Annotated in this window: 8 protein-coding genes and 1 pseudogene; 4 read left to right on the forward strand and 5 right to left on the reverse strand. The window is 41.4% G+C overall.

The features are described 5' to 3' along the window. Window positions 1-304: 304 nt before the first annotated feature. From VB711_RS06075 to VB711_RS06090, 4 genes are all read left to right on the forward strand, one after another. The gene (locus VB711_RS06075; protein ID WP_323284885.1) at window positions 305-502 is read left to right on the forward strand and encodes a DUF4258 domain-containing protein; all 198 of its coding nucleotides are present in this window, start codon (window positions 305-307) and stop codon (window positions 500-502) included. Between the two features lie 100 nt (window positions 503-602). Then, complete coding sequence (locus VB711_RS06080) at window positions 603-833, forward strand: type II toxin-antitoxin system MqsA family antitoxin (protein WP_193848951.1); 231 nt, start codon at window positions 603-605, stop codon at window positions 831-833. Between the two features lie 223 nt (window positions 834-1,056). Continuing rightward, window positions 1,057-1,860, forward strand: coding sequence for a Uma2 family endonuclease (locus tag VB711_RS06085; RefSeq protein WP_323284887.1), 804 nt, complete (start codon window positions 1,057-1,059; stop codon window positions 1,858-1,860). A gap of 457 nt (window positions 1,861-2,317) precedes the next feature. Then, window positions 2,318-2,566 (forward strand): photosystem II protein, Psb35-related, encoded by a 249-nt coding sequence (locus VB711_RS06090; protein ID WP_323284888.1) that lies wholly within the window; start codon window positions 2,318-2,320, stop codon window positions 2,564-2,566. Window positions 2,567-2,633: 67 nt separating this feature from the next. Here VB711_RS06090 and VB711_RS06095 read toward each other — a convergent pair whose 3' ends face one another. The 5 genes and pseudogenes from VB711_RS06095 to VB711_RS06115 all read right to left on the reverse strand — a co-directional run. Continuing rightward, window positions 2,634-4,232 (reverse strand): glycoside hydrolase family 57 protein, encoded by a 1,599-nt coding sequence (locus VB711_RS06095; protein ID WP_323284889.1) that lies wholly within the window; start codon window positions 4,230-4,232, stop codon window positions 2,634-2,636. A 440-nt stretch (window positions 4,233-4,672) separates the two neighbouring features. Then, on the reverse strand, window positions 4,673-5,758 hold the full coding sequence (gene rsgA / locus VB711_RS06100; RefSeq protein WP_323284890.1) for a small ribosomal subunit biogenesis GTPase RsgA: 1,086 nt from the start codon (window positions 5,756-5,758) through the stop codon (window positions 4,673-4,675). Then, window positions 5,755-6,003, reverse strand: a complete 249-nt coding sequence (locus VB711_RS06105; RefSeq protein WP_323284891.1) for a sulfurtransferase TusA family protein — start codon at window positions 6,001-6,003, stop codon at window positions 5,755-5,757. Before VB711_RS06105 ends, rsgA begins: the two co-directional genes overlap by 4 nt. Then, window positions 6,003-7,136 (reverse strand): molecular chaperone DnaJ, encoded by a 1,134-nt coding sequence (gene dnaJ / locus VB711_RS06110; RefSeq protein ID WP_323284892.1) that lies wholly within the window; start codon window positions 7,134-7,136, stop codon window positions 6,003-6,005. Before dnaJ ends, VB711_RS06105 begins: the two co-directional genes overlap by 1 nt. A 689-nt stretch (window positions 7,137-7,825) precedes the next feature. Then, window positions 7,826-8,103: pseudogene (locus VB711_RS06115) on the reverse strand (molecular chaperone DnaK); the annotation flags it as partial.

Here is an 8,103-nt window from a genome sequence, read left to right on the forward strand (position 1 = left end):
TAATTAAATGGGATTTAAAAAAAGATAATAAAGTAAATTATTTAGTCAATATGAGGTGCGTTACGCTGTCGCTTTAGCGTAGCCATGCCCGAAGGGCTTTACACACCCTACAAATTACTACAAATTACTAATTTAAAAGGAACAAAAATCTCCAGGATTTTAGGATTTACAGGATGTTATTGGATGATTTTTGGTGGGGAGTTGGTGATTTTTATTTGTCTGAATCAGGATATCCAGGATTTTAGGATTTACAGGATTGTGATACTATACATTACCTATCCTGAAAACCAACATAAATTATGTCATGTTTGATGAAATATTACAAAGAATAAGAGAGAAAATTACATCACTTCAGTATGTAATGACACTTCATGCAGAAGAAGAAATGAACGATGATAACTTAACAATATATGATATTGAAGAAAGTATCCTGAATGGTGAAATTATAGAACGTCAAAAAGATGAATTACCGCAGAATCAAAATATCGCATTAGAGGAGTAAGCGCCGACGGAGTAGAAATTGAAATTATCACTAAACTCAGCCTAAGCGGAAAATTAGTTATCATTACAGTATATACAGTTTAAAATCAGTTAACAGAAATATGAAATGCGACATTTGTAATAGCGAAGGTGTACATATCCGCAACGTTACCAGAACCTATGGGAAAGGAGAAGAATTACTAATAATTGAAAATCTACCTATTATTAGTTGTCCTCATTGTGGTGAAAGTTACATAACAGCAGAAACATTGCATAAAATTGAAAAAATTAAACTCAACCGCAAAAATCTCGCAGTTGCACGTTTTATAGATGTTGTCAGTTTGAGTGCTTAGGGTGCATTAGGAGTGCGATCATATTGTCTGAATCAGGATACCCAGGATTTTAGGATTTATAGGATGTTATTGGATGATTTTTGGTGGGGAGTTGGTGATTTTTATTTGTCTGAATCAGGATATCCAGGATTTGAGGATTTACAGGATGAAGAAAAACTACTAAGTAGATGCTTTAAGGCTATCCAAATGTTAAAATTAAACCAATATACATCCTGGAGTTACTATGGAAAGCACTCAAGCAGTGATTAATCCCACTACTCCCACAATTCAAGACATTCACTCAAATAAATTTACATTACCAGATCATACGCAACTACCAGATTCAGATGGAACTTTTGTGAAAAATTTTCAGGAACATCCGCAAAGCATAGTTTTAACCAGTTCCATTGAGCCAATATTACAAAAGTTACATCCTGATGGTAATTTTTGTATTGGACAAGATAGCGGTATTTATTGGCGTTTAGTTGATCCACCAGAAAAAGGTGCGGAAGCTCCCGATTGGTTTTATGTACCAAATGTACCACCAAAACTGAACGGAGAATACAGGCGTTCCTATGTATTGTGGAAAGAGTTTGTCGCACCATTAATTGCAATTGAGTTTGTTTCGGGAAATGGTTCAGAAGAAAGAGATGCAACACCTCCGAGTGAAACAGAAAAAGCGGGTAAATTTTGGGTTTATGAACAAGCAATTCATATTTCTTTCTATGCAATTTTTGAAGCAAGAAAAGCATTACTGGAGGTTTATCGCTTAGTTGATGGACGTTATGAAAAGATGCAACCAAACGAACGTAATCACTTTCCAATTTATCCTATGGGTGTGGAATTAGGTTTAATAGAGGATGGGGGTGTACCTTGGGTACGTTGGTGGGATGAAATGGGTAATTTATTATTAACAGGTGATGAAAGGGCTATTGTTGAAAAACAAGCTCGTTTACAAGCTGAGGAAGTTGCTGAACAAGAACGTCAACAAAAGGAAAAATTAGCAGCTTATTTAAGATCATTAGGTATCAATCCTGATGATATTTAAACTGTAGGTGTGTGATTTCTGCATTGTAGATATAGCGGTTCTTGGTTGAGTTAAATACAAGAACCCCACCCCCAACCCCCTCCCCGCAAGCGAAGAGGGGGCTTAGACGCAGAAACAGAAATTTCCGATTGATAGCAAATACCCGCTTCTTTGAATCTTTATAAAGCATCACCCAAGCGATCGCTATCGGCAATTAAACTAATGATTACATATTCTTCACCACTGGGTATGTGTGCGAGAGTGAAAAAGAAATAAATTTATATGTAGCAGAAACTGCGTCTTGTCAAGCGATCGCTAAACCCAATATTTTCCAGGTTCTATGGGTTTGTCTGCGTTAGTGTGGAATACCGTACCTATTCTAACGGTAAGCACACCAATAGAATAGTTGGCAAGTTTTGTTGCGAGTTTGTTATATTTATTTACATAACGTTACAAAACTTAAATAAAGAGGTTGGTCATGATTATTTTAACTGCGATATTGGTTGTAGGTTGGGTAGCTGGTTCAGTTTTGGGATCTCTGGCATACTTTATGGGTGAGCAAAGCAAGCCTATACACGAACGTAATTGGCGTTCTGATGCCTTTGAAAACTTGGCTAAATCTATTACTGGTATGAGTACCAACTACAGCGATATCTCCAATGGCTTACACCCACGCACACCTGCTTACGCGATGGATGCTTACGCCAGCCGTTCCTTACCTCAGTAATTTAGTTTACTAACAGATGCCTGAAAACTGTCAGGGACAATTGATGAATTGTCCCTGTATTAGAGAGTTATAGGGGGCGATAGGGGCGATAGGTGCGATAGTTGATGTTAGGGAAAATATTGTCCATTAACTCCACCTTTTCTAGCCAACCGCTATCGACTTTACCAGCTTTCACATCTTCATAGAGTTTATTAAACCGCATTAAGTGCGATCGCGTTCTTCTCACGGCATAAGGAACCATCGTTCCCGTCCGCATAATAAACGCCCAGTCAGAAGATTGTGCTAATAACAACTCTCTCGCTGCTTGATTTAAAGCTTTCGTTTGTAATTCATCCTCAGCTTCAATCTCAGAAATTTCAATCATTCGTTCAGCCGCTTTGTGTAAATGGGGATAAATCCACGCATTTGTCTCATTTAACCAATATTCGTGGAAACCCTTGTAACCCCAACTGGACTGGGCAGGAAGACATACTTGCTGATGGGGATTATCTTGTAAATATTCAGCTAAATGGGTCATTTGATAGGTTTTTTGGTCAAACCATGATTTACGGAACAGGTAATCAATAAACCAAGGACCCTCGTACCACCAATGACCAAATAACTCTGCATCATAGGGTGAAACGATAATTGGTGGACGACCCATAATCCCATGTAAATGCTCAGATTGCCGTTCACGGTTATACATGAAATTGGCAGCGTGTTCTGCGGCCTTTTCCTTTGCCCAATAAGGATCATAAAGTGCCTTATCAGAAAGACCTAAGCCACGTCCGGTAATTTTATGGTATTTAATCCCCGTATTTTTACGTTGACCATTGGGCATAATGTAGGGCTTGATATATTCATATTCAGCTTCCCAACCCAAATCTTTGTAAAATTCCCGATATTCTGCTGCACCAGGATACCCCACTTCTGAAGACCAGACTTGCTGAGAAGATTCATGATCTCGACCAAAAGCAGCCACACCCGGTTCTGTGAAAATTGGCGCGTAAGTCCCAAAACGGGGACGGGGACGGGCATAAAGAATACCATGACCATCGGTGAGGAAGTAGCGCAAACCAGCATCAGCCAGCATTCGCTCTAAACCTTCATAATAAGCACATTCTGGCAACCAAATACCTCTGGGGGCTTTACCAAAGGTTTCTTCATAGTGTTCGCAAGCTACCTGAATTTGCGCCCACGCAGCTTGCGGATACATCTTCATCAGTGGTAAGTAGCCATGAGTAGCGCCACAAGTAATAATTTCTAGGTTATTACTATCTTGGAACTGTTTAAAAGCCGTTACCAAATCACCGTTGTAGCGTTCCCATAACTCACGAGCTTCGTTGAACTCTGTAGCGTAATATTCTGCCAAATAACGCATATGCCCGTGGTTGGCGTTGCGTTCGGCTTCTAGTTCTATCAGTTCTTCTAGTTGGGTTAAGTGTGTATCATAACGTTCTTGCAAGAGAGGATCACGGAGCATTGACACTAGAGGAGGTGTCATACTCATGGTAATTTTAAAGTCGATGCCGTCTCGCTTTAACCCTTCAAATACTTTTAATAAGGGGATGTATGTTTCTGTGATGGCTTCATATAGCCATTCTTCTTCCAGCACGTAGTCACTTTCTGGATGACGAACGAAGGGTAGATGTGCGTGGAGTACAAGCGCGACGTAGCCTATAGCCATAATGATTCTGGGTGTTATTAGTAAAATTGAAGGACGAGAGGTTTGGCTGAAATTAACAATATTTTAAGACTTTATGGGGATCATTTATTAAAGAAAGGGAGGAAAGGCAGGGGTTAAAAACGGATCTACTGTGTACACCAGATAAAACCCCACCCCTAGCCCCTCCCCGCAAGTGATCTGATTACCTAAAACAAGCCCTGGCGATTAGAAATCACGGCTACACAAACAAAGTCCACCTGCGTGGACTGAAGAAAAACTACTTATTTTTAACCCACGGAGGCGGTCACTGAGCTTGCCGATAGCGTAGCGTGGCGTTAGCCATAGTGTGGGTTTTGCCTGTGTAGTTGCGGTTCCTAACCGCCGATTTAATGTTAACAGGACTTGTGTGTACACGGTAGCCAAGCGAGGAGGGGAACTGGATGACCGATTAAATGGTATTTTTATTCGTCGCTTTCTTGATATAAATCCTGTAAGCTTTGTAACTGGGTGCGTCGGGAAGTCCGACGATATTTTTTACTTTCTAATTTTGGTTCGTATTGACTCTGACCTTTACCTTTAGATTTTAATTTTAAGGTCGATTCGGGGTCTGCTTGTTGCTGAAGATGGGTTTGTAAGATCATCGCATCACTTAAAAATTCTAAATAATGTTGATATCGTTCCCATTCACCCCGCACAACACAATCAGGTTCATCTAAATGCAAACAATCGCTAAACCGACAACCAGCATTTACTAACCGTTCTCTGGCTTCTGGGAAATAATAGATTAATTCTTCTGGAGTACAGTTTAAATCAGGCTGATTAAAACCGGGTGTATCTGCGAGTAAACCACCGTTTGGCAGTTCAAATAATTCTACATGACGGGTGGTATGACGACCACGGGCTAATTTACCGGAAACTTCTCCTACTCGCAAGTTAGCTAGGGGTATTAATTTATTTATTAGACTAGATTTACCGACACCGGAGGGTCCGGCAATGACTGTAATTTTATTATTTAAATAGGTGGATATTTGGTGAAGATTAATACTGTTTTGAACGCTGATAAATAGCGGTTGATAACCCCAGGCAAAAAGGCGATCGCTAATATTTTGCTGTTCCTCTGGGGAAATTAAATCACTTTTATTTAGGCATAAGAGTACATCAACGCCTGTAGATTCGGCTTTAATTAAAAATCGGCTCAATTGGAAAGGTTCTAGGGGAGGATCAGCTACGGCAAAGATGAGCAAAATTTGGTTGACGTTAGCGATCGCTGGCCGGTCTAATAGACTGTGACGGGGTAAAACTTCACTAATTGCCCCTCTTCTCCCCGACCAATCTGGCTCCTCGACAATCACGCGATCGCCCACCATCACCTGTTGTCCAATTTTCTTTAACCGCGTCCTGCGGGTACACAAAAGCATTATAGGGGAGGATGGGCAAGAATCCTCTCCCCCTGCCCCTTCATCCATTTGTACGCGATAAAAATTAGCCTGTACAGCCAATACTGTACCAACTAACAGTCCAGTGGTAGAAACAGTTTCTCCTTTCATTCGGGACGACGGACTAAAAGAGAAAAATAAAGACTACAATCTGTAATTTGTTCTACGTGATAACCCGCCATAATCAGGCTATCGGGAACCTGCTCTATGGGTTCCCCAGCATCTAGCCAAACTTCCAATAAACCCCCTGGGGACATTTTCTCCAATCGGAGTTTTGTCCGCACAAAGTTAATTGGGCAAGGAGTACCACGTAAATCTAGTTGAGCATCGGGAGTTGACAAAGAAGATGGCTTCATTACTTAAATAGATTTCCCAAAAAACCTTCTAGACCGCCTTTACCAGTTCGGTCTCCTTTAATTTTAGCCAGCTTCTCCAGCAATTCTCTCTCCTCTGGCAGAATCTTATTAGGAATATCAATTAATACCGTCAGCATATGGTCGCCCCGACTAACGGGATTTCCTAAGCGGGGTACACCACGATTTTCCAATTTCATCACTGTATTGGGTTGAGTTCCGGCGGGGATGATTAGTTCCACTAGACCATCAACTGTATCCACCTCTAAACGACAACCTAAAATCGCTTGTAGGTAGCTGATTTTGATTTCCGATAGAACATTAATCCCATCTCGCTGGAACTGCTCATCCTCGTTGACGAATAAATAAACGTACAAATCACCCGATGGTCCACCCCGTTGTCCTGCATCTCCTTCTTGGGAAATTCGTAAACGTGTACCATTATCTACCCCAGCCGGAATAGTAATTTTTAGTTTTTTTGTTACCTGATTTGAGCCTTTTCCGTCGCAAGCGTCACATTTGTCTTCTACTACCATGCCCGTACCGTTGCAGGTGGGACAGGTAGAGACTTGGGTAAAACTGCCAAAGGGGGTTCTAGTAACACGACGTACTTGACCAGAACCGCTACAGGTGGCACAGGTGCGGGGACGAGTTCCTGGTTTTGCCCCAGAACCGCTACAAACTTCACAGGTTTCTAGATGAGAAATGCGAATTTCTTTTTCACCGCCAAATACTGCTTCCCGAAAGTCTAATTTCAGATCAAGCCGCAGGTCATCACCCCGGACTGGTCCACTGCGTCGTCTTTGGGTTGTTTGTCCACCCATGCCGCCACCAGCAAAACCACTGAAAATGCTTTCAAAGATATCAGCAAAACCACTCATGTCTCCCGCATCTTGGAAGCCAGAACCGGCAGCACCTGATACACCAGCCTCACCGAAGCGATCGTAACGAGCGCGAGTTTCTTGCTCAGACAGCACTTCATAGGCTTGGTTGATTTCTTTAAACCGTTCTTCCGCCCCCGGTTCTTTGTTCACGTCTGGGTGATACTTCCGGGCTAGGCGGCGATAAGCCTGTTTAATCTCTTCTTTGTCGGTGTCACGAGAGACACCCAGAATTTCATAATAGTCGCGGGCCATATAGCAAGGGTAAAATTTAGAACTAAGAGAGCAGAAGTATAGCAGGAGTCAGGAGTCAGGAGTCAGGAGTCAGGAGTCAGGAGTAAAACCCTGTTGTGAAACCAGTTTCATGAATGGCTTACACCAAGCTGCGCTAACAATTGATGTCCTAATCACCTTAGCCGTTGCTATATCTAAGGGAGAAGGTAACGGACTAAATACAAGAATTAATTTTTGTTAATATCTGATTGTACCTTTTTATTTTGACAAATCGGACAAAATTAAATTTATTCGTTGAGAGAGGGAACAGGTAACAGGTAACAGGTAACAGGTAACAGGTAACAGGTAACAGGGAACAGGGAACAGGGAACAGGGAACAGGGAACAGGTAACAGAAAAATCAGTTGTGTAATTAATTATGTCCCATTACTTATCACTCACAAATTATCTGTCACCACTATTTTAGAGTTGAAATTTTTAGATTGTAGCGATATCGCCAGGAAGCGGAGAATATCAAAATAAGTCAGGAGTCAGGAGTCAGGAGTCACGCGAAGACATTACCCATAATCTTTACCCACACTAGGTTTCAGGCATTTTTGACATATTGTTTTTTGATGTAGTGTAAGAAACCGGAATCTAGATTTTATAAGGCTTTGAGAATTGTAGTGTAAAAATCCGGGCAAGAGAGAAACAAGATTTGTCACTTATTTTTTAGTCTATCGCTTCATAGTCGGCTGATGTGGTAGTCTCTTCATCCAAATCTAAGTTAAGGAATGGATTGATTAAAGGGTCTTGATTTGAGCTTGGGGGAGTGGTTGCTGGCTGTTCTAGTGCTGTTGGTTCGCTGTCGGAGTGGGTGTAAAGGTCTGTGCCAATGGTAAATAGAGTTTGTTGGAAGTCTTCTAATACTTGTTTAAAAATTGCTGGGGAGATAGTGGGATTAACCATTGCGGCTTGCAGCTTTGTATATTTCTCCTTGGCTAAGGCTT

The sequence above is a fragment of the Cronbergia sp. UHCC 0137 genome (assembly GCF_034932285.1).
Classification (GTDB): Bacteria; Cyanobacteriota; Cyanobacteriia; order Cyanobacteriales; family Nostocaceae; genus Cronbergia.